The sequence below is a fragment of the Serratia grimesii genome, from assembly GCF_900186025.1.
GTDB lineage: Bacteria > Pseudomonadota > Gammaproteobacteria > Enterobacterales > Enterobacteriaceae > Serratia > Serratia grimesii.
Genome location: NZ_LT883155.1, coordinates 1,757,514 through 1,782,258, shown reverse-complemented (window position 1 = coordinate 1,782,258; position 24,745 = coordinate 1,757,514). Strand labels below are relative to the sequence as shown.

Here is a 24,745-nt window from a genome sequence, read left to right as displayed (position 1 = left end):
CAATGCTCCGAGAAGCCGATGGGTTTACGCTTCTTTGCACAAGGGCCGCTAAGCGGCCCTTTATTATTTAATAACAACGATTAAAGCTTCATCAATCATGCCGTGGCGGTGCCAGCACCTCGCGGTTGCCGTTATGCCCCTGCTCACTGACAATGCCCTGAGCTTCCATCTGTTCGATGATACGCGCAGCTCGGTTATAACCAATGCGGAACTGACGTTGTACACCGGAAATAGAGGCGCGGCGTTTATCCACCACAAACTCAACCGCCTGGTCAAACAGCGGATCCAGCTCTTCGTCGCCGTCCAGGCCGCCACCAGCACCGCCCTCACCGTCATCACTGCTGCTAAGGATACCCTCTTTATATTGAGGTCGCTCACGCGCTTTCCAATCCTTAACCACTGCATGCACTTCCTGATCGCGCACAAATGCACCGTGTACACGTACAGGAATGGACGAGTTAGGCGCCAGATAGAGCATGTCACCCATACCCAGCAAGGATTCAGCACCGCCCTGATCGAGAATGGTACGCGAGTCAATCTTGCTGGACACGGTGAAGGCGATACGGGTTGGGATGTTGGCCTTGATCAGACCAGTGATCACATCCACCGAAGGGCGCTGAGTTGCCAGCACCAGGTGGATCCCCGCAGCTCGCGCTTTCTGCGCCAGACGAGCGATCAACTCCTCAACCTTTTTACCAACCGTCATGATCAAGTCAGCAAACTCATCCACCATCACCACGATATAAGGTTCTTTCTCCAATACCGGCGGTGTGATGTCCATACTGTCAGTTGGTTTCCAGAATGGATCCGGGATTGGGCGTCCCATCGCCTCGGCCTGGTCGACACGTTCGTTATAACCGGCCAGATTACGCACACCGAGCGCAGACATCAGCTTATAACGGCGTTCCATCTCGGCGACACACCAACGCAATGCGTTAGCAGCGTCTTTCATGTCGGTTACCACGTCCGTCAACAAGTGCGGAATGCCTTCATAGACCGACAGTTCCAGCATTTTCGGGTCAATCATGATAAAGCGCACTTCTTTCGGCGTGGCCTTATACAAGATGCTCAGGATCATGGCATTGACCCCTACCGACTTACCGGAACCCGTCGTCCCCGCGACCAACAGGTGTGGCATTTTCGCCAGATCAGCCACCACCGGTTCACCGGAAATGTCTTTACCCAATACGATTGCCAACGGCGATGGATTATCACGGAACGCTGGGCAATCCAGCACTTCTCGCAGATAGACTGTTTGGCGTTTAACGTTAGGCAGTTCTAACCCAACGTAAGGTTTGCCGGGGATCACCTCGACCACACGAACCGCAGAGGTTGACAGTGAACGAGCCAAATCGCGAGACAGATTTGAAATACGCGCAGCCTTAACACCTGGAGCCAGATCCAACTCAAAACGAGTAATCACCGGGCCAGGGAGGATATCGACTACGTCGGCCTTCACACGGTAATCGGCCAGGCTGGCTTCGACCAAACGCGCCTTTTGTTCCAACGCAAAGGTATCTATCGGTTCAACCTCTTTCGGGGCTTCAGTCAGCAGATCCAGCGTCGGCAACGGCGTGGTTGGTTTTTGCAGCGGCATATCATTACGCATCAGGAACGGGTGAATCAGGCTATCCATCGCTGGCTGCTGCGGAGCAGCTGGTGCCGGTTGCGCGACAGGTTGCTGATAAGCTGGTTGCTGTTGCTGAGCAGCCGGTTGCTGCTGCGGTTGTTGATAGGCCGGTTGGTATGGTTGTACCGGTGGTGTCTGAGGCTGAGCTTGCGGCTGATAAACCGGCGCTGCAGGCTCAAACTGACCGAATGGCACATCATCTTCACGCTCGCTTTGCTGCTCAATACGGTCTTCAAGCTGTGGCGACAAGGTGAACAAGGGCTCAACTGGGCCATCATCAACCAAATCATCCATCGGCGAGAAACCAAACGCATTGCGCGTGTCTACCGGCGTGGTTGTCTGTGCTGATGGTGCAGCTTCTTGTTGCCCATAGCGCTGGTTTTGTTGTTCAGCAAACGCCTGACGCAGTGCGGCCTCTTGCAGAGCTGCCTCATCATCCTGATTATCTTGCGCGTATTCCTCGCCATAACGTTGGTTTTGCTGTTCGGCAAACGCTTGGCGCAACGCAGCTTCCTGCAAAGCTTCATCATCCTGCTCGGGTGCAAGACTATCGGCAATCGGCAATGGCTCGTCATCTCCACGGCTACGCTGTTCCTGTTCGGCAATGCGCTGTGAAGGCAGCTTGATACCGTAAGAAGCCAGTTCGCGTCGGGTAGGAATGCGCACAGGGTTCGGGCGTGGCAACTCAGGGCCAAGGCCTTGTTTCACCTGCGAGTTAGCCTCACTGGTAGCGGTAAATGCCGGCATAAACGTATTGGCGGCGACAGCCCCCGCAACCGCAGCTGCTGCGGCAGGAGCCTGAGGTTTCACGTTACCAAACGGCGTAGCGCCAAGCTCACCGGCACTAAAACCAGCCGGAGCACTGAGGTCTGCACTATCACGCTGGGCGGCAGAAAAATCAAACGGGGAACGTTCGTGCACCGGTGATGCGGCCGGAACATCCCAATTACCCAAGCGCGGTTCATTCTCATCATCCAGATAAGGATCAGCCGGGCGCGTCAACGTCGGCGTCGGTGTCTCTTCAGGGATCTCGAACGAATATAATGGCGGCGTCGTGTTTTCCGCGACCGTGCTCATCGGGTGTTGGTTCACTGATGCAGGCGCGGTCGGGGCCACGGTAACAGACGGAGCCTGTGCTACGACAGGCGCCGCAGTGACAGGTGCGCTGGCTACCGCTGGTGCAACGGGTTCGCCATTAACAGTATCGTCATCATTAGCCCGCAGGACGCTGAGTAAGGGATCCTGAGCATCTTCTGCCGCCAATTCTGCCGCCAACTTGGCGGTTTCCGTTACTGAAGGAGCAGAGAACAACACGTCGTCTTCCGCCGCATTAGCCGCAGCCGCAGTGGTGGCAGCAGCAAGCGCAGCTTCTTTCTGTGCAGATTCGGGTTGTTCTTCAACATAACGGTCGTCGTCGTCGTGATAACGGTCTTCACGGCGTGAGCGATTGGTCATAAAGGTCGCCGTACCCAGTACCGCACCACCGATTCTTTCGGCGATCACCAGCCAAGACCAACCGGTAAACAGCGTAAGCCCCGCAGCCCAGACGCACAGCAGCCCTAAGGTTGCACCGATGCCGTTGAACCACGGCAACATGGCATTACTCAGCAAACTACCGATAACGCCGCCGGAAGCGAAGTAATAGAGATCGTCGACATTCAATGCCGCCAAGCCACACGAAGTGAGCACCAGCGCCAACGTGCCGATCAAGCGCAATGAAAGCGCAAAATAGTCGATGTACTCGCCGTTGCCGCGCTGACGGTAAGCCGCCCAGCACAACATTAGCATGATCGGTGGTATCGCATAGGCGAGTACCCCGAAGGTGAAGAACAGCGTGTCGGCCATCCAGGCCCCGACGCCACCGCCCAGGTTATGAATCGGCTCATGCCACGCGGTCTGCGACCAGCTTGGGTCAGATGGATTAAAACTGACCAAGGCAGCCATGAGGTAAATGGCAAAAATGGCCACCACGATCAACACAGCTTCGAGCAAACGGCGACCGCTGCTGAGTTTTCTCAAGGTAACTTCTTTATCTTCTGTATATTCCTGGCTCAAGAAAGGCTCTCCAGGTTCCTGTTAGCTGACATAGCAACAGCGCCGAGAAGCTTCCCCGGCGCCGAAACTGTATGAATAAACAGGAGTGTAACCAATTTAATCAGGTTTTGCACCTGCACCCTACCGTGTTTTGATAACCAGACGGTTACTCTGTTTCACTTCTTCCATTACAACGTACGTACGGGTGTCGTTAACCCCCGGCAGACGCAGCAAGGTTTCACCGAGCAACTTACGGTAAGCAGACATATCCGGTACACGGGTTTTCAACAGATAGTCGAAATCACCGGACACCAGATGACACTCCTGAATTTCTTCAAGCTTCTGCACTGCTGAGTTGAATTGCTCAAACACATCTGGTGCACCGCGGTTCAACGTGATTTCCACGAAGACCAACAGGGACGCATCCAGATAATGCGGGTTGAGCAAAGCGGTATACCCATGAATGAAACCCTGACGCTCGAGGCGGCGCACGCGTTCTAAACATGGTGTTGGGGATAGCCCCACGCGCTTCGAAAGCTCAACGTTCGAAATACGCCCATCCTTCTGCAGCTCGTTCAGGATATTGCGGTCGATACGGTCGAGATCTTTACCCGGGCGTTTCTTATTGTCTGCCATTATTATTGTCTCTCTTATTTTCTTCCCTGCACTTGCCACACCCTAGCCAACGTCAATGTGTAAGGGCTCGTTCCAAGCGAAGACCCAATGCCTGTCATATGTTTCACTACCATCATCCACCGTTGTGCAGTCTGTCTGTCAAACCCTGCACAGCGTGTTTAAATGACGTTAATCGCAAGAAGAAATTTGCTACTCGCCTGCGCGATATCGACTCACCTGCCGCACAAGGTTTCATCAACGGCGTAAAACTCTGCGCCAACGCCGTAAATACGTACGATTTACTGCAGGTGCGGGGATAATTTCTTCTTCCTATGATGTTTTCGCAAATGCGCAGCGGATTGTCAAAGTAAAAGAAGCAAAATCAGAAGAACGTACCGTCATGAAAAGTTAGCACCCCGTTTTTAGTTATGAATCGCTGGCTTAAAAACCCCGCAGAGAAGGCGCTTAAACCCGCTTAACGTGCTGTTTCCGGTCAGGTGAACACAAAATTGCGGTGTGTGGTTTCCATAAGTTAAATTGCTGCGTTTTACGCTCGATTTAGCATCAAAATAATAATTAATAGGCAATGACTATCAAACAAATCGTTAACAACATCCCCTGACGCTTTTTTTAATGCTGCATTTTCCCTACAATCGGATCCATTGTCCGCCATTGTGGGAAAAGAGGTTATTCATGGGCACGGCTAAACACAGCAAATTATTGATTCTGGGCTCCGGCCCGGCTGGCTACACCGCCGCAGTTTATGCTGCGCGCGCCAACCTGAGCCCGGTACTGATTACCGGTATGGAACAAGGGGGTCAACTGACCACCACCACCGAAGTGGAAAACTGGCCAGGTGATGCCGAAGGCCTGACTGGCCCAGCGCTCATGGAACGTATGCGTGAGCATGCAGAAAAATTCCAGACCGAAATTGTGTTTGACCATATCAACAGTGTTGATCTGCAAAACCGTCCGTTCCGTCTGTTTGGCGACAACGGTGAATACACCTGTGATGCATTGATCATCGCCACTGGTGCTTCGGCCCGTTACCTTGGCCTGCCTACCGAAGAAGCATTTAAAGGCAAAGGCGTTTCCGCCTGTGCTACCTGCGACGGTTTCTTCTACCGCAATCAGAAAGTCGCGGTCGTCGGTGGCGGCAACACTGCCGTAGAAGAAGCGCTGTATCTGTCCAATATTGCAGCTGAGGTTCACCTGATTCACCGCCGTGATAGCTTCCGTTCAGAGAAGATCCTGATCAACCGGCTGATGGAGAAAGTGAAAAACGGCAACATCGTACTGCATACCGACCATACTCTGGACGAAGTGCTGGGCGATGAAATGGGCGTTACCGGTGTACGTATCCGCAGCACCAAAGAAGAAAACGAAACACGGGAACTGGCGTTGGCCGGCGTGTTTATCGCTATCGGTCACAGCCCGAACACCAGCATCTTCGGTGGTCAGTTGGAATTGGAGAACGGGTATATCAAAGTGCAGTCCGGTATTCACGGTAATGCCACCCAGACAACCATTCCTGGCGTATTCGCCGCTGGCGACGTGATGGACCACATCTACCGCCAGGCGATCACCTCTGCCGGTACCGGTTGTATGGCGGCACTGGATGCTGAGCGTTACCTGGATGGCATCGCCAACGCAGAAGTGCTGTAACAGCACCCTCTGCCATATTGAAAAGCGGCTACCTTAGCCGCTTTTTTTGTACCTGCAACATCAACCAGACAGGTATTCAATGCAGAATCTTCTCCACTGGCGTTTGTTGGTTGCCGTGGCCGACAGCGGCACAATCACTCTGGCGGCACATCAATGTGGCATGACTCAGTCCGGTGCCAGCCAGGCTATCGCTCAGTTAGAGGACACGATGAATACCCCGTTGTTGGTCCGCCTGCCACACAGTGTGGTACTCACACAAAGCGGTGAACAGATCGTTATCCACGCCCGCGCTATGCTGGCTGAACTTGATGCCATTCAACATTACGCGCATCAGGCGAAAAGCACGCACGCCGGTAAAATACGTCTGGCCAGCTTCCCCTCTGCATTTTCCCTGTTGCTGCCACCGTTATTGCGTAAATTCAAACGACGCTATCCCGCCATAGAGTTAGTTCAGTTGGAAGGCACCGATCAGGAAGTCGAAAACTGGTTGGCTCTGGAAACCGTCGACGTTGGCGTCGTATTGAATCCTGGAAAAGGCAGGCAAAGCTACCCACTGGGGCAAGATCTGTGGCTGGCGGTGACCACCAACGGGCATCCATTAGCCAGGGGACGGCACCCCGTAGATTTCAGCGCACTGGCTGAACACCCCTTTGTGCTGGCTACCGGCGGCTGCCAACTTAATGCACAGCGGCTGGCACAAATGTCCGGTTTTGAACTATCAAATGTGCGCGTGACGGTCAGTGACTGGAGCACCGCGATAACGCTGGTTCGCGAAGGGATCGGTGTATCGCTCATGCCCGCATCAGTGATACCGCCTGATGCGCCAGGCATTTGTACTCTTCCACTGCGTTCACCGCTTTACCGTCATTTTGGCTTGGTCTGTTCGTTCAGCGGTGCAAGCTCCGCGCCGGTACAGACCTTATTACAGTATCTGCAGGATCATCTCCCCCTGCCCGTCAGTAGCTGAACTAATAGCGGGTTTCTGACATTCTAATTTTTCTCTCGGCGGTGCTGACGACATTCTGATGGCTAAGCAATCTTGCTTCTTGTCTCAGGAACTGTCATGAAACTCTACTTTGCACCCAATACCTGCTCACTTTCCCCGCACATTGTTCTGCGCGAGCTGGGTCTGCCGTTCGAACTGATCCGCGTGAATAACCGCACTAAACGCAGCGCTGACGGAAAAGACTTCTCTCACGTGAATCCCAAAGGTTATGTTGCCGCCCTGATGCTGGATGACGAACAGGTAATCACCGAAGGTGCCGCCATCGTGCAATATCTGGCGGATCTGCGCCCTGAAGCCGCACTGGCGCCCCCAAATGGGTCATTCGACCGCGTACGATTACAAGAATGGCTGAATTTTATTACCAGTGAGATTCACTCAGGCTCCAGTCCGCTATTCAATACACGCCTCCCGGAAGAGGTTAAAACACTGTTTCGCGATAAGCTGCGCCGCCGTCTCGATTATGTCGCTCAGGTTTTGGACGAGCAGACATTCCTACAGGGAGAGCGTTTCGGCGTGGCCGATGCCTATCTGTTCACGGTTTTGCGCTGGATGGCCCAATTTTCTGTCGATTTAACAGACTGGCCATCATTAACCCGATATATGGCGCTGATCGCCCAACGTAAATCCGTACAAACCGCCCTGGCTGCGGAAACAGCCAGCCAAGAAGTGAAATAACCCGGTTGCCGCTGTCTGTTATACCGATATTTGACCGCTTTATTATTTTCAGTCTGCCGGGTGAAGAGGTAACATTGGCCTTCACTTGTTCGCTTCAGGTTGGGGCAAACACTTTTTTTAACAGTACGTTAACCTTGTCTGTAACAACAGGCGCCGGCGACGCAGACTCTTATCTGATGAAAAAAACCAGACAGCAACAGTTAACCCGTTGGCTCAAAACTCAGAGCACCCTGGCGCAGCGTTGGCTGCGTCTTTCCATGGTATTAGGGCTGATAAGCGGCATGCTGATTGTCGCACAGGCGTGGCTGTTAGCCGCCCTGCTCCACGCCCTGATTATCGAACACACCCCGCGTGAACAGTTGATCCCCTCGTTTCTCTGGCTTGCCGCCACCTTCGCATTGCGGGCAATATTGAGCTGGTTGCGGGAGCGTGTTGGGTTTATCTGCGGACAGGTGATCCGCCAGCGGATGCGTCGTCAGGTACTGGATAAACTGCAACAACTCGGTCCTGCCTGGATCCAGGGAAAACCGGCCGGTAGCTGGGCCAGTATCATCGTCGAACAGATTGAAGACATGCAGGATTATTACTCCCGCTATCTGCCACAGATGTATCTGGCGGTGTTTATCCCATTATTGATCCTGATTACCGTCTTTCCAATTAACTGGGCCGCGGGCCTGATTCTGTTAACCACCGCGCCACTGATCCCGATGTTTATGGCGTTGGTTGGTATGGGTGCCGCCGACGCCAACCGCCGCAACTTTGTCGCACTGGCACGACTGAGCGGCAATTTCCTCGACCGCCTGCGTGGGCTGGATACGCTGCGCCTGTTTAACCGCGCTGAAGCAGAAACTGCACACATCGCCAAATCGTCGGAGGATTTCCGCAGCCGCACCATGGAAGTGTTGCGGTTGGCATTCCTGTCTTCGGCAGTATTGGAGTTCTTTGCCTCCATCTCCATCGCGGTGGTCGCGGTCTATTTTGGTTTTTCCTTCCTTGGTGAACTTAATTTCGGTAGTTACGGCACCGGTGTCACGCTGTTTGCCGGCTTCCTGGTGCTGATCCTGGCGCCAGAGTTTTTCCAACCTCTGCGTGACCTGGGGGCCTTCTACCATGCCAAAGCGCAAGCCGTGGGCGCGGCTGAAGCCCTGGAAACCTTCCTCAGTGCAGAAGGCGAACAAATGGGCAACGGCACGCAAACGCTAAATACGGATACTCCACTGGAACTGCAAGCACAGAATCTGGAAATCCTGTCACCGAATGGCGTATTACTGGCTGGCCCGCTGAGCTTTACGCTTGGCGCCCACCAGCGCATTGCGTTGGTCGGCCTGAGCGGTGCCGGTAAAAGTTCGTTGTTGAACCTGCTGCTTGGCTTCCTGCCCTATCGCGGCTCACTGACGGTCAATGGTATCGAGTTGCGCGAACTGGCTGCCGAAGGCTGGCGCCAACAGCTTGGCTGGGTAGGACAGAACCCGCACCTTCCGGCGCTGACATTGCGAGCCAATATCCTGTTAGGAAACCCGCAGGCCAGCGAGGCGCAGTTGCAGCAGGCCGTAGAACAAGCCTACGTCGGTGAAATTCTGCCACATCTGCCACAGGGATTAGAGACCGAGGTCGGCGATAATGCGGCACGTTTGTCCGTCGGCCAGGCTCAACGTGTCGCGGTTGCCCGGGCACTCATCAGCCCACGTCGTTTACTGCTGCTGGATGAGCCGGCCGCCAGCCTTGATGCTCACAGCGAGCGGCGAGTCATGCAGGCTCTGAATGCCGCCTCGCATCAGCAAACCACCCTGCTGGTTACTCACCAGTTGGAAGATACCGAAGATTACGACCAGATTTGGGTCATGGAAGGCGGGCAAATTGTCCAGCAAGGCGATTACGCCACGCTGAGCGCTCAGCCGGGCCTGTTTGCCAACCTGATCGCACACCGCCGCGGGGATCTCTAATCATGCGTGTTTTGCTGCCGTTCCTGGCACTATACCGTCGCCACAGCCTGTTGATCTGCCTGGGCATTGTTTTAGCCATCGTCACCCTGCTAGCCAGCATCGGTCTACTGGCGCTATCTGGTTGGTTCCTTGCCGCGTCAGCCCTGGCTGGGTTGGCGGGTCTATTTACCTTCAACTACATGCTGCCGGCTGCCGGCGTACGTGGTGCCGCAATTTTCCGCACGGCCGGGCGCTACGCCGAACGTGTTGTCAGCCATGACGCGACCTTCCGCGTGCTGTCCCATCTACGGGTGTTTACCTTTAAAAAGATCCTGCCGCTGTCACCGGGCGGTATTGCCCGTTTCCGTCAGGCCGATCTGCTTAACCGACTGGTCGCCGATGTCGATACGCTGGATCATTTATATCTGCGGGTCATCTCGCCACTGGTCAGTGCCGCCGTGGTGATCGCCGTCGTTACATACGGTCTGAGCTGGTTAGATACGACTCTGGCACTGACGCTGGGCGGTATTCTGCTGCTGCTGCTGTTACTGGTCCCCCCAGTATTTTACCGCGCCGGCAAACCCATTGGCGGCCAGTTAACTGCCTTGCGTGGTCAATATCGCACCGATCTGACCGCGTGGCTGCAAGGCCAGGCTGAACTGGTGGTGTTCGGTGCAGTTGATAGCTTCCGCGCTGCCCTGGATACCACAGAACAACACTGGCAGCGTCGCCAATGGCAGCAGGCTTCGCTAGGCGGCATGGCACAGGCGTTAATGATCCTGGCCAGCGGTTTAACGGTCACGCTGTTGCTGTGGCTTACGGCCGCAGGTGTCGGTGGTGACAGCCAGCCCGGCGCATTGATTGCGTTGTTTGTTTTTGCCGCACTGGCCTCGTTTGAAGCACTGATGCCGGTCGCGGGTGCCTTCCAGCATCTGGGGCAAGTGATCGCTTCCGCCACACGCGTGAAACAGGTGATCGACCGAAAACCAGAAGTCACGTTCCCAGCCCATGGATCAGCAGCTGAAAGCGGTGCGACACTGAGTCTGCAACAACTTACGTTTACCTACCCCGACCAACCGCTGCCGGTGTTGCAGGACGTCACGCTGGAGATTGCCGCCGGTGAACACATTGCACTGCTTGGGCGTACCGGATGCGGTAAATCGACCTTGTTGCAATTGCTGACTCGCGCCTGGGATGCCAATAGCGGGCAAATGCTGCTCAACGGACAACCATTGTGCACGTACGATGAAACGACGCTACGCCAGATGACAACCGTCGTCAGCCAGCGCGTGCATATCTTCAGCGATACACTGCGTGAAAACCTGCGTATTGCTGCGCCTGCTGCAACCGATGAACAGTTGCGCGAAGTACTACAGCAGGTGGGATTGGACAAGTTGCTGGAAAACGAGGGGTTGAACGCCTGGCTTGGGGATGGGGGTCGTCAGCTGTCTGGTGGTGAGCAGCGCCGCCTGGGCATTGCCCGCGCGCTGTTGCATCAGGCACCGTTACTGTTGCTCGATGAACCCACCGAAGGTTTGGATGCCGAGACCGAACAGCAGATCCTGGCGCTGCTGCGCCAACACTGTCAGGGTAAAACGCTGATTCTGGTTACTCACCGTCTCTACGGCTTAGAACATCTTGACCGTATCTGCGTGATGGATGGTGGCCGAATTGTCGAGCAAGGTGATCATGCCACGCTGATGGGTTTGCAAGGGCGTTATGCTCGCTTCCGCCAGCGTATCAGTGATATACCTCTGTAAAATGGCCTGTAGAGCACGCTGAGACCTTATATGCGTATTGTTAAGCTGTCACCGCAGTCACTGGTATTTCCCTCTCCTGAGGGCGCTCTGCGCGATCCTAACGGTCTGTTGGCCATTGGCGGTGACCTGACCGCGCCGCGGTTGCTGGCCGCCTATGAACGCGGCATCTTCCCCTGGTTTTCGCCGGGGGAAGCCATTCTGTGGTGGTCACCTGACCCACGCGCGGTGTTGTTCCCTGCCGAACGCCATATCAGCCGTAGTCTGAAACGCTTTCTGCGCAGTGATCCTTTCCGCGTTACGCTCAATCACGACTTTGCGGCAGTCATCGCCGCCTGCGCCGATCGTCCGCAGGAAGGCACCTGGATTGGCCCAGAGGTTCAGCGTGCTTATCTGCACCTGCATCGCCTCGGTTTCGCTCATTCTATCGAAGTCTGGCAGGATGACGTGCTGGTAGGCGGCATGTACGGCGTGGCTCAGGGCGCGCTGTTTTGCGGTGAATCGATGTTCAGCCGTACAACCAACGCATCCAAGTGTGCCCTGATGGCTTTTTGTCAGCATTTTGCCGCTTATGGCGGAGAATTGATTGACTGTCAGGTGCTTAACGCTCACACTGCCACGCTGGGAGCGAAAGAGATCCCCCGACGACAATTTTTGCAGCAGCTCAGTCAACTTCAGCGCAAGCCATTAGCGCCAGAGTGCTGGGCACCGCAAGTGTTACCCCCACAGCAGGTTGAACCACCCTCCCCAACAAACTAATTTTGCGGAAACGGTGCAATGTTCACCGACACTTCTTTACATAATGTGGGTTTTTCGGCATTATCTTGCCGGTTAAAAACTAAGGTAGTTAGACCTAGAGGATTCGATGGCCAAAGAAGACAATATTGAAATGCAGGGCACCGTTCTTGATACGCTGCCGAACACCATGTTCCGCGTTGAATTAGAAAACGGGCACGTGGTAACCGCACATATCTCCGGTAAAATGCGTAAGAACTACATCCGCATCCTGACGGGCGACAAAGTCACTGTAGAGCTGACCCCGTACGACCTGAGCAAAGGCCGCATTGTCTTCCGTAGCCGTTAATCGGCTCACTCGTCGCCAGCCGATGGCGGCACCGAGGATGTAATGCCTCCGGAGCCCTTTCCGTTTACCCCCGTAGCAACGTTCAACATCGAGTTGCAGGAGCGCAGGTAAACTGAGAGGGCTCAATCATTTCTGTTGTGGTGATGATTGCCACCCATAAAAAAAGCGATGCCGAAGCATCGCTTTTTCGTTATCTGGCCCAGGCTTAGTGCACTGCACCTTCATCCGCTTTGCGCATCGATGCGCTGAGGAAGTGGTACGTCAGTTTCTGGTTGTCCTTGTCCAGCTCAACCTTGACTGAACCACCGTCCACCAGCGAGCCGAACAGCAGTTCGTTAGCCAGTGGTTTCTTCAGGTTTTCCTGCATGACACGCGCCATCGGACGTGCGCCCATCGCACGGTCATAGCCTTTAACTGACAGCCAGTCACGCGCTTCGTCGCTCACTTCCAGTGACACACCCTTCGCATCCAGCTGCGCTTGCAGTTCGACGATAAACTTGTCGACAACCTGCTGAATCACCTCAGTCGACAGATGGTTGAACCAGAGAATGTTGTCCAGACGGTTACGGAATTCCGGCGTGAACACTTTTTTGATCTCTTCCATCGCATCGGTGCTGTTGTCCTGCTGAACCAGACCAATCGATTTACGCTCTGTTTCACGCACACCGGCGTTAGTGGTCATCACCAGGATCACGTTGCGGAAATCCGCTTTACGGCCGTTGTTGTCGGTCAGGGTCCCGTTGTCCATGACCTGCAACAGCAGGTTGAACACATCCGGGTGTGCCTTCTCGATTTCGTCCAGCAGCACGACCGAGTGCGGATGCTTAAGCACCGCGTCAGTCAGCAAACCACCCTGATCGTAACCGACATAGCCCGGAGGAGCACCAATCAGGCGGCTAACGGTATGACGTTCCATATACTCGGACATATCAAAACGCAGCAGCTTGATATCCATCGCCTTCGCCAACTGAACCGTCACCTCGGTTTTCCCGACGCCTGTTGGCCCGGCAAACAGGAATGAACCGACAGGTTTGCGATCGTGGCCCAGACCTGCCCGGCTCATTTTGATCGCTTCGGTCAGTGCTTCAATCGCTTGATCCTGCCCGAACACCAGCATTTTCAGACGGTCGCCCAGACTTCTCAATACATCACGATCGCTCGCCGACACGGTTTTTTCCGGGATGCGCGCTATACGTGCCACTACCGATTCAATATCGGCAACGTTGACGGTTTTCTTGCGCTTGCTGATCGGCATTAAGCGGCTGCGAGCACCCGCCTCGTCGATCACGTCAATGGCCTTATCCGGCAAATGACGGTCGTTGATATATTTCACCGACAGCTCAACCGCAGCACGCACCGCTTTCGCGGTATAACGCACATCATGGTGTGCTTCGTACTTGGTTTTCAGGCCATTGATGATCTGGATGGTTTCTTCCGGCGTCGGTTCAGTAATGTCGATCTTCTGGAAGCGGCGGGCCAACGCACGGTCTTTTTCAAAGATGTTGCTGAATTCTTGGTAGGTGGTCGAACCGATGACACGGATCTTGCCGCTGGACAGCAGCGGTTTGATCAAATTGGCGGCATCGACCTGACCACCGGAAGCCGCACCGGCACCGATGATGGTGTGAATTTCATCAATAAACAGAATACTGTTCTTATCCTGCTCCAGCTGTTTCAGTAACGCTTTAAAGCGTTTCTCAAAGTCGCCGCGGTATTTCGTACCCGCCAGCAGCGAACCGATGTCCAGTGAATACAGTGTGCAATCCGCCATCACTTCCGGGACGTCACCCTGCACAATGCGCCAAGCCAGCCCTTCAGCAATCGCGGTTTTGCCCACGCCGGACTCCCCAACCAACAGCGGGTTGTTCTTGCGACGACGGCACAGCACCTGGATAGCACGTTCCAGCTCAGGATCACGGCCAATCAATGGATCAATGCCGCCCACCCGGGCCAGTTGATTGAGGTTGGTGGTGAAGTTTTCCATACGGTCTTCCCCTCCGGACTGCTCTTCATTCACCGGGTTTTCCGCATTTGGCGCTTGGCCCGGCTCGTCTTTACGTGTGCCATGTGAAATGAAATTCACTACGTCAAGACGGCTGACGTCGTGTTTGCGCAGCAGGTAGGCCGCTTGCGACTCCTGCTCGCTGAAAATTGCCACCAGCACGTTGGCGCCGCTAACTTCGCTGCGGCCGGAGGATTGCACATGAAATACCGCACGCTGTAACACGCGCTGGAAGCTGAGCGTCGGCTGTGTGTCGCGCTCTTCTTCGCTGGCGGGCAGCGTTGGCGTGGTTTGTTCGATAAAGGCTTCCAGCTCCTGGCGCAGTGCGGCCAGATCCACTGTGCATGCCTCAAGCGCTTCCCTCGCGGCAGGGTTGCTGAGTAACGCCAGCAACAGGTGCTCCACGGTCATAAACTCGTGTCTGTGCTCACGCGCTCTGGCGAAAGCCATGTTGAGACTGAGTTCCAGTTCTTGATTGAGCATAAGCACCTCCCCAATAGATTGCCTTAATCAGGCTTTTTCCAGCGTACAAAGCAACGGATGCTCGTTCTCCCTTGCATAACGGTTCACATGTACGACTTTGGTTTCCGCCACCTCGGCGGTAAAAACACCACAAATCGCCTTGCCTTGATAGTGGACCGTGAGCATCAGTTGCGTTGCGCGTTCAATATCATAAGAAAAGAACTTTTGCAGAACGTCAATCACAAATTCCATCGGTGTGTAATCGTCGTTGTTAAGTATAACTTTATACATAGACGGCGGTTTTACCGCATCGATTTGTTTTTCTTCGGCTAAGCGTTCAAAATTTAGCCAATCGTTGTTATTGCCCATCGCTGCTCATCTTCTCTGCTCTGTCCTTTAATATGGGGACAGGTTCCGGTTATTCAAAGTGGGGTATCATTACTATTTTACCATCTTCGCCATCATCCCGCCGCACTGGAACGTGCGCTAAAATCTCTGACAAATTGTTACCAAACAATGTCAATATCGTTACCTGCTTCAAACTTTGATGAACTGCTCCTCGCCGACAAAAGCCGATCCCTTGACGTGATGATCATTTGCTCTAGAGTGTAAATTCGTGACCTGGTGGTGTTTTAACCACTTTCAGGCTCATCTGCTACCTGCCGTTGGCGGGTACGAATTCAGTTATTCATCTCACCTAAAAATAGCGTTGCGAGGGATGTAAAAGCATGGAGACGGGTACTGTTAAATGGTTCAACAACGCCAAAGGGTTTGGGTTTATCTGCCCTGAAGGCGGCGGCGAAGACATTTTCGCCCATTATTCTACGATTAAGATGGATGGGTACCGGACGCTGAAGGCTGGCCAGCAGGTCAGTTTTGACGTGCACCAAGGGCCAAAAGGGAACCATGCGAGTCTCATTGTGCCAGTGGAAAACGAGGCGTTGGTTTAAACGCGTCCACAGAGTCAGTCCGAAATACTCCGCTAAAAATGCCAGCCGCTGTATGACTGGCATTTTTTATTATCATGCTATTCGCGGGCCAGCGCGTCAATCGGATTAAGCCGTGCAGCACTGCGTGCGGGCAGATAACCGAATACCACACCAATTGCGGTGGAACACACAAACGCGCTCAGTAACGCCGCTGGTGGGAAACTGATTTGCCACCCTGGCAATACCACCTGAACCAACAGGCCAATGGCGAAGGACAACGTAATCCCCAGCGCACCGCCGACCAGGCACACCAACACAGCTTCAATCAAAAATTGCTGCAACACATCACCGGAACGGGCACCCACTGCCATACGAATCCCGATTTCGCGCGTGCGCTCTGTCACCGACACCAACATGATGTTCATTACGCCGATCCCGCCAACCACCAGTGAAATCACCGCCACCAACGTCAGGAACAGTTGAAGCGTGCGCGTGGTCTTCTCCGCGGTCTGCACCAGACTGTCCATGTTATAGGTGAAAATGTCTTTCTTGCCATGGCGCAACGTCAGCAAACGCGTCAACTGCTGTTCCGCTTCCTGGCTATTGTAGCCCTCGCGAATACGCACGGTGATCGAATCAAAATAGGCGTTGCCCATCAGCCGGTTGGCCATAGTGCTGTAGGGCACCCAAACGTTCAGCGTCTTGCTGCTGCCAAACATCGACTGTTTCTCTTTCGCCACCCCGACGACCGTCGCCGGCATATTACCCACCAAAATCACCTTCCCTACCACATCCTTCTGGTGTGGGAATAATCGGCGCTGGGTATTGGCATCTATCACGACCGTTTGTGAATGCGATTGCACCTGCAGTTGATCAATGCCGGTGCCTTGGGTAAAGGTCATGCCATACACGCGGAAAAACTGTTCACTGACCCCGGTGACATTGGCTGCCACATCGACGTTGCCCAACCGCAGCCGCATACTGCTGGCAATAGTGGGTGACAGCGCACTGACGTAAGGTTGCTCACGCAGTGCAGCAAGATCGTCGTACTTCAGCGCTTGTCGGAAGGTCGGGTCGTCATCCCCAAAATCCTTGCCGGGATAAATGTCGACCGTATTGGTGCCGATAGATTTGATATCCGCCAGTACCATCTGTTTGGCAGCATCACCGATCACCAGGATCGATACCACAGAGGCAATACCGATAATAATGCCCAGCATGGTCAACGCAGTACGCATTTTACTCGCAGCCATCGCTCGCCAAGCCATCACCAATGCCTCGCGAAAACGACCGGCTGTTTGCTGCCAGGACGGTGCTGGCGCAGCCATTTCCAATGGCTTGGCGTTTGGATTGCTCCGTTGATCCGGACACGAATCAGCAATGATCTCCCCGTCACGGATTTCAATCACTCGTTCAGCCTGCTGCGCCACAGCCGGATCGTGGGTTACGATAATCACCGTGTGCCCCTGTTCGCGCAGTTGCTTGAGGATCGTCATTACCTCTTCACCGGAATGGCTATCAAGTGCACCGGTAGGTTCATCTGCCAAAATCACCTGGCCGCCGTTCATCAACGCACGAGCAATACTGACTCGCTGTTGTTGACCGCCTGAAAGCTGGCTCGGACGATAACCAACGCGTTCACTCAGTCCAAGACGTTGCAGCAATGCCACGGCTCTTTCGCGACGCGCCGCCTTACCCAGCCCGGCGTACACAGCCGGTACCTCGACGTTATGTGCTGCACTTAAATGGGGTAATAAATGATAACGCTGGAAGATAAAGCCAAAATGCTCACGCCGCAGCCGGGCCAGCGCGTCACCATTGAGTGTTGCCACGTCTTGCCCCGCCACCCGATACACGCCGGCGCTGGGTTTATCCAGGCAACCCAAAATATTCATCAGCGTCGATTTACCGGAACCAGAAGCGCCCATAATGGCTACCATTTCACCGGCGTCGATGCGTAGACTCACGTTCTTCAGCACCGCCACTGTCTGATCGCCCGACTGATAGCTACGGCTAATGCCGCTCAGTTCTAACAGCGCCATCAGATGGCCTCCACGCCGCCACGGCTGACAATCACCTCATCGCCGATATTCAGCCCACTGAGAATTTGTACGTCAATGTTATTACGCAGGCCAATAGTAACCTCGCGCTTTTCTTCCTTACCTTGCTTCACGATCGAAACATGGTAGCGGTTATCGGCAATTTGATCGCCCAAGGCTGCCAACGGGATCACCAGCGCCTGGTTAACACCTGCCAGCTGAATATGCACCTGTGCGGTCATTTGCAGCCGCAATAACCCTTCCGGATTCGGCACTTCAAAACGCGCATAATAGAAGATAGCGTTATTGACCTTCTCGGGAGTAGGTTGAATGTCTTTCAGCACGCCGTCAAAGCGTCGGTTAGGATCGCCCAGTACAGTAAACCACGCTTTTTGGCCCGGTTTGAGGCTGATAATGTCTGCCTCCGAGACCTGAGCCTTTACCAGCATGGTGCTGAGATCTGCCAAGGTCAGAATGTTCGGTGCCTGCTGAGCAGCAATCACCGTCTGGCCCTGCAGCGTGGTGATCTGTACCACATCACCGTCCATCGGTGCTTCAATGCGGGTAAATGCCAGATTAATCTTTGCCGTGTCCAGGCTAGCCTGATTCTTGGCGATTTGCGCATGGATAGTGCCCACCTGCGCTTTCTTCACCGCTAACTGCGTGGCGGCTTGATCCAAGTCCTGGCGCGATACTGCTTGCAACTTCGCCAACGCCTGGTTGCGTTGCAGCGTTACCGCGGCCAACTGTTGCTCTGCCTGTGCCTGCTGTAACTGGGCATGCAATTCTCGCAGCGTTGCCTCACCCTCGCGGATGCTGTTCTTCGCTTGTTGTGGATCAATCACGCCCAGCAACTGGCCCTTTTTCACCCGGTCGCCAATCTCAACAAACAAGCTTTCTAACTGCCCGCTAACCTGCGCACCCACGTCAACCTTGCGCACTGCATCAAGCTGCCCAGTCGCAAGCACGTTCTGTTGCAGATCGCCCTTGACGACCTTCACTGTTTTAAACTGCGTTGGCGCCGGATGACCAAAGTGCCAGGCCACCATTGCGGCGAGCGCTACCACCACAATCAGCACCATGACCCAGCGTCGCTTATATCCTTTAAACCACGTCAAAATAGGTTCCTGCCTGTTGCAATTCATACTGCCAATAGCGGCAGCGAGGCTAAATTATCACGCACAGTAATGAATAACTAAACCTTAGCTCAACACAATGTGGAGACACCCTTTGTTACATTCAACATTGAACTCCCGTTTAGTGAAGGCTTGGTGAAATAGCGTTATTCAATACAGCCAAGGATTTCATCATGTCTCAGCTCAGCTATCCACTCGTATCTGCACGCCCGCTTAATGGCTTGCAATTGATGACGGCGCTGGCCAATGGCGACAAGGCACCGAGCAAAGCGTGGAAAAAAACATCATTCCGCCTGAAGTTTATCGCCCGTTCATTATTTTGCTGGCGCACCACCAGCGGTTTGCTCAGCACGCTGGCATCAAATCCCCTGTTGGATGAGATCCTGAACGCGCAACCCAATCTACCGTGCAAGTTACACCGCCCGTATCTGGCGGCGAACATGAGCAAAATCGAATGCTTGTTCGCCCTGCGCGATCACTACGATCTCAGCCTGCAACGCATGCCCATGAAGATGTTGCTCGGTCATCTGAACAAACCTTTTGTACTCGCCAGTGCTAGCGGCAAGAGCGGTACAACCGTTTCACTGGAATTGGCGGCCATAGATAATCTGAATAAAGAAGGGGAAGCAACCCTGTTGCTGCGTAACGCCAGTGGCATTATGTTGGCAGAAATCACGTTTGCACTGATGCACTATCAGCAACAGCCTACGCTCTTTATCGGTGGGTTGCAGGGAGCCAATCATCAGGTGCCGCACGCTGAAATCCAGTCGACCACCAAAGAGTGTCACGGGTTGTTCCCGAAACGGCTGGTACTGGAAGGGCTTTGTACTCTGGCACGCCACTTGGGCATTCAGCAAATTGTGGCAGTCGGCAATGCCACACATATCTACCAAAACTGGCGCTATCGCAGTAAAAAGAAAGACAAGCTTCATGCCGATTATGACCAATTCTGGACATCAATGGGCGGCAAGATGCTGGAAAGCGGCTATTTCCTGTTGCCGGAACACGTGGCCCGTAAACCGATCGATGACGTGGCCAGTAAAAAACGCGCCGAATACCGTCGGCGCTATCAACTGTTGGACGAACTGGAACAAGGAATGGCTACACATTTCAGTACCCAATCCCGCTTTGCCGGGGCCTAGTCGGCCCGGCCGCGCGCCAGCCAAATCACGCGTGAGAACATTTTCTTGAGCAGTGGCGGCACCGAGTCGGTGCCACGCTCACCGGCTTGCATCGCCACCTCGATCGCCAGATCAGGTTTTGATGAATGATGTACCGCCTTCAGAATCACTTTACGCATTGGCATTTGGGCGTTACTCGGCACTGACGCCACCCGATAATAAACTGCGCTGAAACCTTCGCGGAACATGAAATGTTCCATGTCCGGCGCCGGTAACGCGGTTAGCCGATCACGCTCGTTGTCTTCATGGTTATCCAGCATGCCGCGTACGGTGGCAGCGTATTTTCGCCCCGCTTCATCGCCGTCCACCAACGCATGCCACTCAATACCCATACGTCGGGCAAACCTCAACAGTGGCTTCAAGCCGCACTGGGCAAACTCAATCACCCGCACGCCTTCCGCCTCAAAGTGATAACCACACTGGCGAGCCAGTTCGTTCAGCAACCAGACTTCTGTTTCCCCTTCCACCAGCAACCAACAACGGGCAAACAGTGATGAGGGTCGGTTAAAACGAATATGAAAAGAAATACGCCGCCCGTCCTCCGGGCTCAGCCCACGCGGCCCAAGCCGGTAAGTGGCAACCCGGCCTGATTCACGTACCAACCGACAAACGTGCTCTACCGGTACCAGCGACACCAGTTCGCTGGAGTTGGTGGTGGTGATGCGTTGTAACGGCAGTTGGTTGAGCAACCCCCAGGCCACCGACAACATGATCGGATGCAAGCGGGTTTCCGGATCCTCTACCAGCAACAGCGGTCTCGCATGAGGATCCAACTTGATGCTGCCTTTGGCCTGCAATAACGTAGAAAACATCCCCAGCAGAATCAGTCGCATACTGCGACTATTTGGTTCAGCCACCATGCGGTTGATGCTGTCCAACGAGCGCCATGCCTGTTGATCCTGATCTTGACCCAGCCGCTTCCTGCGCGGGCGCGTCACCTGCGAGCCCTGCTCGGCAAAGTAGTGTTCCAGCAATTGCTGCATTGCCGCCAGTCCCTGGCGAAGTTCGGAATTAGTTAATTTTTGTGGGTTACGCACCAGCTCACGCGTCAGTTGATCCAACTGCTGAGCCAGTGCCTGGTTGTCGGCCGGATGCTCGTCATTCAACGTGCTGGGCCGTAGGCGACGGATAAACCGCGCATCGCGCAGACGTAACACTGGATGGATACGAATAATAGCGTGTGCCAGCTGTTCAATATGATGTAACGGCATCGCGTTACCGTCGGCGTCCAGAAAACCGCGCCAGGTACACACCGTACCGTCGTCGGCCAGTTCACCTTCACAACGGTAATAAATGCGGTTCAGGTTATCGTCACCCTTGACCCAGAGTGGTGACAGATGGCGGTAACGGGGCAAATGCGCATGGCCGATGTCTTTTTCACAGAAGGTAAATACCACCTGTAAATGCCGATCTTTGGCGTCCTCTTCACCAGGTGGAAAGTGAAAATCATGCGCTTCAAAACGGTACAGCTTTGGCTCTGGTGCCAACAGCAGCGTCAGTGCGTCCAGCAGACTGGATTTGCCCCAGGCATTTTCGCCGAGCAGCAGCGTGTTGTCGTCCAGCATCAATGACAGCCGGTTAATGCCGCGGAAACCTACAATCTCGATACGCTCTAAGAACATCTGTCGCCTCCCGTGCGCACTGCCACCGTCCTTAATGGGGTGACCTCCTCAGAGCATGGTCAAAAAACCCCTTGCAGGTCAAGCGGACAACGTCAAATCTGCCGCTTTACTCTAGCCGCTGTTTTGGTTAGCGTGTGGGGCCTCGCCGTTCATCCAGGCGCCCCTCCGAACAAAGGACGCAAGCTTCACCATGTATTCAGGACTGCTGATTATTCTGTTACCGCTGATTGCCGGTTACCTCGTTCCGTTGCGCAGTCGAACGTTACTGCAAACCATCAACCGTCTGCTGAGTTGGATGGTGTACGTGATCCTGTTTTTCATGGGCATCAGCCTGGCGTTCCTGGAGGATCTGAGCAGTAATTTGGTGCTGATTTTCCAGTATGCCTCCGTGTTTTTCCTGTGCATTCTCGCCGCCAGTTTGCTGATGTTGATGTTGCTGGAACGCAAAATGCCGTGGCACAACAACCATAAACAGGAAAAATTGCCTTCACGCCTGCATATGGCACTGGAATCACTCAAGTTATGCGGCGTCGTGCTCGGTGGCTTCCTGCTTGGCCTCACACAGTGGCAATGGCTGCAATTTGCCAACAAAGGTAGCGAATATGCATTGATTTTCTTGCTGCTGTTGGTAGGTATTCAACTGCGCAACAGCGGTATGACATTACGCCAAATCGTGCTTAACCGACGCGGCATGATGGTAGCCGTGGTGGTAGTGGTCAGTTCGCTGGCCGGGGGTGCGCTGGCAGCACAACTGCTCGGGCTGCCGATTAAGGCCGGGCTGGCAATGGCATCCGGTTTTGGTTGGTATTCGCTTTCCGGCATTTTAATCACCGACGCTTACGGCCCGGTACTGGGGAGCGCGGCCTTCTTTAACGATCTGGCGCGTGAGCTGATAGCAATAGTGCTGATCCCAACACTGGTACGTCGTAGCCGCTCCTCAGCGCTGGGTCTGTGTGGCGCCACCTCCATGGACTTTACCCTGCCGGTGCTGCAACGCAGCGGGGGTATGGAGATAGTGCCACCGGCCATCGTGCATGGCTTTCTGTTAAGCCTACTGGCACCGATACTTATCGCCCTGTTCTCTTGATCTCTCTCCGGGGGCATTGCCCCCGGAAACCGGAATAATTCCCATCCTCACAGCAAAATTGCGCTAAATCAAACTTGCTCTTGGTTGCATCACAAAAGCCTTTTTAAGCCTCGGTTGCCGATCTATGCTTTTAAACAAGCATTATAAATGCAACTTTAAAAAGGAAGCGATTATGTTCTGTGTGCAATGTGAACAAACCATCCGTACCCCTGCTGGTAACGGCTGCTCTTATGCCCAAGGTATGTGTGGCAAAACGGCAGAAACCTCCGATCTGCAAGATCTGCTGGTCGCTGCGTTACAAGGCCTATCCGCCTGGGCGTTGCAGGCCAGAGCACTCGGCATCGTCGATCACGATATCGACAGTTTTGCCCCACGCGCCTTCTTCTCTACTCTGACCAACGTCAACTTCGATTCAGATCGCATCATCGGTTATGCACGCGAAACCATCGCCCTGCGTGAATCTCTGGCCGCTCGCTGCCGGTTACTGGATGCTGACGTCCGCGTCGACCATCCGTTGGCTACGCTGCAATTGGCCGGTGACGACATAGCGACACTGTTGCAACAAGCCGCTCAGTTTGCCTTGAATACCGACAAGGCCGAGGTCGGCGACGACGTGCACGGTCTTCGCATGCTATGTCTGTATGGCCTGAAAGGTGCCGCAGCCTATATGGAACACGCCCATGTACTGGGCCAGTCCGACATCCAGATTTATGCCGATTACCATGCTTTTATGGCCTGGCTCGGCACCCAGCCACGCGACGTCGATACCCTGCTGAATAACGCCATGGGCATTGGCAAAATGAACTTCAATGTAATGGCGATCCTCGATCACGGCGAAACTCAAGCCTACGGTGACCCACTGCCTAGCGCGGTGAATGTGCGTCCTGTGGCCGGTAAAGCTATTCTGATCTCCGGCCATGATCTGAAAGATCTGCGCATGCTGCTGGAACAAACCGAGGGCCAGGGCGTGAACATCTACACCCACGGCGAAATGTTGCCGGCACACGGTTACCCGGAACTGAAAAAATTCAAACATCTGGTGGGCAATTACGGCAGTGGTTGGCAGAACCAGCAGATTGAGTTCGCCAAATTCCCGGGGCCGATAGTGATGACCTCTAACTGTATTATCGATCCAAACGTCGGTAACTACGGCGATCGTATTTGGACGCGTAGCATTGTCGGTTGGCCGGGTGTGAACCATTTGGAAGGGGACGATTTCACCCAAGTGATCACGCAGGCACAGGGAATGAACGGTTTCCCGTATACCGAAATCGAACATATGATCACCGTCGGTTTTGGCCGCCAGACGCTGCTCAACGCGGCTGATACAGTGATTGATTTAGTCGCACAAAAGAAACTGCGCCACGTATTTTTGGTCGGCGGTTGTGACGGTAGCCGTGACGAACGTAGCTACTTCACTGACTTCGCTCGCAGCGTTCCGCAAGACTGCCTGATCATGACGCTAGCCTGCGGTAAATACCGCTTCAACAAGCTGGATTTCGGCACCCTGGAAGGGCTACCGCGCCTGCTGGATGTCGGTCAATGTAACGATGCCTATTCTGCCATTATGTTGGCAGTCAAACTGGCCGATACCCTTGGCTGCTCGGTCAACGAACTGCCACTGAGCCTGGTACTGTCATGGTTTGAGCAAAAGGCGATCGTTATTCTGCTGACGCTACTGTCACTGGGGGTAAAAAACATTGTCACCGGCCCCACCGCGCCAGGCTTCTTGACCGACAACCTGATGGCTGTCCTGAACGATAAATTTGGCATGCGCCCGATTACCACGGTTGAGCAGGATCTGAATGCCCTTCTCGGGTGATATCGCCTAAATGCGTCGAGTGGCAGCTCGGGGAACAAAGGTAGCCCACACAGCTGCAACGCGACGCATAACGGACA

The 24,745-nt window shown here is 54.2% G+C and carries 18 protein-coding genes; 11 read left to right on the top strand and 7 right to left on the bottom strand.

Going from position 1 to position 24,745, the window contains the following annotated elements; genetic code table 11:
* Positions 1-91 precede the first annotated feature (91 nt).
* Both SGBXF1_RS08295 and lrp read right to left on the bottom strand, forming a co-directional pair.
* Positions 92-3,685, bottom strand: a complete 3,594-nt coding sequence (locus SGBXF1_RS08295) for a DNA translocase FtsK 4TM domain-containing protein (RefSeq protein WP_186428156.1) — start codon at positions 3,683-3,685, stop codon at positions 92-94.
* A gap of 120 nt (positions 3,686-3,805) precedes the next feature.
* Positions 3,806-4,300: a leucine-responsive transcriptional regulator Lrp gene (gene lrp / locus SGBXF1_RS08290; protein ID WP_004928318.1), complete on the bottom strand. Its 495-nt coding sequence runs from the start codon at positions 4,298-4,300 to the stop codon at positions 3,806-3,808.
* A 672-nt stretch (positions 4,301-4,972) separates the two neighbouring features.
* Here lrp and trxB point away from each other — a divergent pair.
* From trxB to infA, 7 genes are all read left to right on the top strand, one after another.
* Positions 4,973-5,944 (top strand): thioredoxin-disulfide reductase, encoded by a 972-nt coding sequence (trxB, locus tag SGBXF1_RS08285; RefSeq protein ID WP_037421897.1) that lies wholly within the window; start codon positions 4,973-4,975, stop codon positions 5,942-5,944.
* A gap of 79 nt (positions 5,945-6,023) precedes the next feature.
* Positions 6,024-6,911 carry a LysR family transcriptional regulator gene (locus tag SGBXF1_RS08280; RefSeq protein ID WP_130379992.1) on the top strand — a complete coding sequence of 296 codons (888 nt, stop codon included), beginning with the start codon at positions 6,024-6,026 and terminating at the stop codon, positions 6,909-6,911.
* 96 nt (positions 6,912-7,007) lie between these two features.
* Positions 7,008-7,625 (top strand): glutathione transferase GstA, encoded by a 618-nt coding sequence (gene gstA / locus SGBXF1_RS08275; protein WP_037421892.1) that lies wholly within the window; start codon positions 7,008-7,010, stop codon positions 7,623-7,625.
* A 176-nt stretch (positions 7,626-7,801) separates the two neighbouring features.
* Positions 7,802-9,568 (top strand): heme ABC transporter permease/ATP-binding protein CydD, encoded by a 1,767-nt coding sequence (gene cydD, locus SGBXF1_RS08270; protein ID WP_186428155.1) that lies wholly within the window; start codon positions 7,802-7,804, stop codon positions 9,566-9,568.
* Positions 9,569-9,570: 2 nt separating this feature from the next.
* Positions 9,571-11,307, top strand: coding sequence for a heme ABC transporter ATP-binding protein/permease CydC (cydC, locus tag SGBXF1_RS08265; protein WP_186428154.1), 1,737 nt, complete (start codon positions 9,571-9,573; stop codon positions 11,305-11,307).
* A gap of 30 nt (positions 11,308-11,337) precedes the next feature.
* On the top strand, positions 11,338-12,063 hold the full coding sequence (gene aat, locus SGBXF1_RS08260) for a leucyl/phenylalanyl-tRNA--protein transferase (RefSeq protein WP_037421886.1): 726 nt from the start codon (positions 11,338-11,340) through the stop codon (positions 12,061-12,063).
* 106 nt (positions 12,064-12,169) lie between these two features.
* Entirely contained in the window at positions 12,170-12,388 is a 219-nt protein-coding gene (gene infA, locus SGBXF1_RS08255) for a translation initiation factor IF-1 (protein WP_002211347.1), read from the top strand.
* A 205-nt stretch (positions 12,389-12,593) separates the two neighbouring features.
* Here infA and clpA read toward each other — a convergent pair whose 3' ends face one another.
* Together clpA and clpS are read right to left on the bottom strand one after the other, a co-directional pair.
* On the bottom strand, positions 12,594-14,873 hold the full coding sequence (gene clpA / locus SGBXF1_RS08250; protein ID WP_037421883.1) for an ATP-dependent Clp protease ATP-binding subunit ClpA: 2,280 nt from the start codon (positions 14,871-14,873) through the stop codon (positions 12,594-12,596).
* A gap of 27 nt (positions 14,874-14,900) precedes the next feature.
* A complete protein-coding gene (clpS, locus tag SGBXF1_RS08245; protein ID WP_186428153.1) occupies positions 14,901-15,221 on the bottom strand; it encodes an ATP-dependent Clp protease adapter ClpS in 321 nt (106 codons plus the stop codon).
* A 359-nt stretch (positions 15,222-15,580) separates the two neighbouring features.
* Here clpS and cspD point away from each other — a divergent pair, with 359 nt between their 5' ends.
* Entirely contained in the window at positions 15,581-15,802 is a 222-nt protein-coding gene (cspD, locus tag SGBXF1_RS08240; protein ID WP_037421878.1) for a cold shock-like protein CspD, read from the top strand.
* A gap of 77 nt (positions 15,803-15,879) precedes the next feature.
* Here cspD and macB read toward each other — a convergent pair whose 3' ends face one another.
* Together macB and macA are read right to left on the bottom strand one after the other, a co-directional pair.
* Complete coding sequence (gene macB, locus SGBXF1_RS08235) at positions 15,880-17,826, bottom strand: macrolide ABC transporter ATP-binding protein/permease MacB (RefSeq protein ID WP_061807192.1); 1,947 nt, start codon at positions 17,824-17,826, stop codon at positions 15,880-15,882.
* Complete coding sequence (gene macA, locus SGBXF1_RS08230) at positions 17,823-18,938, bottom strand: macrolide transporter subunit MacA (RefSeq protein WP_370452783.1); 1,116 nt, start codon at positions 18,936-18,938, stop codon at positions 17,823-17,825. The genes macB and macA overlap by 4 nt, the downstream gene beginning before the upstream one ends.
* Positions 18,939-19,129: 191 nt before the next feature.
* On the opposite strand from macA, the gene SGBXF1_RS08225 reads away from it, so the two are divergent.
* Positions 19,130-20,098, top strand: a complete 969-nt coding sequence (locus tag SGBXF1_RS08225; protein ID WP_037421874.1) for a VirK/YbjX family protein — start codon at positions 19,130-19,132, stop codon at positions 20,096-20,098.
* On the opposite strand, the gene SGBXF1_RS08220 is transcribed toward SGBXF1_RS08225, so the two are convergent.
* Positions 20,095-21,759, bottom strand: a complete 1,665-nt coding sequence (locus tag SGBXF1_RS08220; RefSeq protein WP_037421873.1) for an ATP-dependent endonuclease — start codon at positions 21,757-21,759, stop codon at positions 20,095-20,097. The genes SGBXF1_RS08225 and SGBXF1_RS08220 overlap by 4 nt on opposite strands.
* Before the next feature lie 190 nt (positions 21,760-21,949).
* Here SGBXF1_RS08220 and SGBXF1_RS08215 point away from each other — a divergent pair, with 190 nt between their 5' ends.
* Positions 21,950-22,846, top strand: coding sequence for a LysO family transporter (locus SGBXF1_RS08215; RefSeq protein ID WP_037421871.1), 897 nt, complete (start codon positions 21,950-21,952; stop codon positions 22,844-22,846).
* Positions 22,847-23,018: 172 nt separating this feature from the next.
* On the top strand, positions 23,019-24,668 hold the full coding sequence (hcp, locus tag SGBXF1_RS08210; RefSeq protein WP_186428152.1) for a hydroxylamine reductase: 1,650 nt from the start codon (positions 23,019-23,021) through the stop codon (positions 24,666-24,668).
* Positions 24,669-24,745 lie beyond the last annotated feature (77 nt).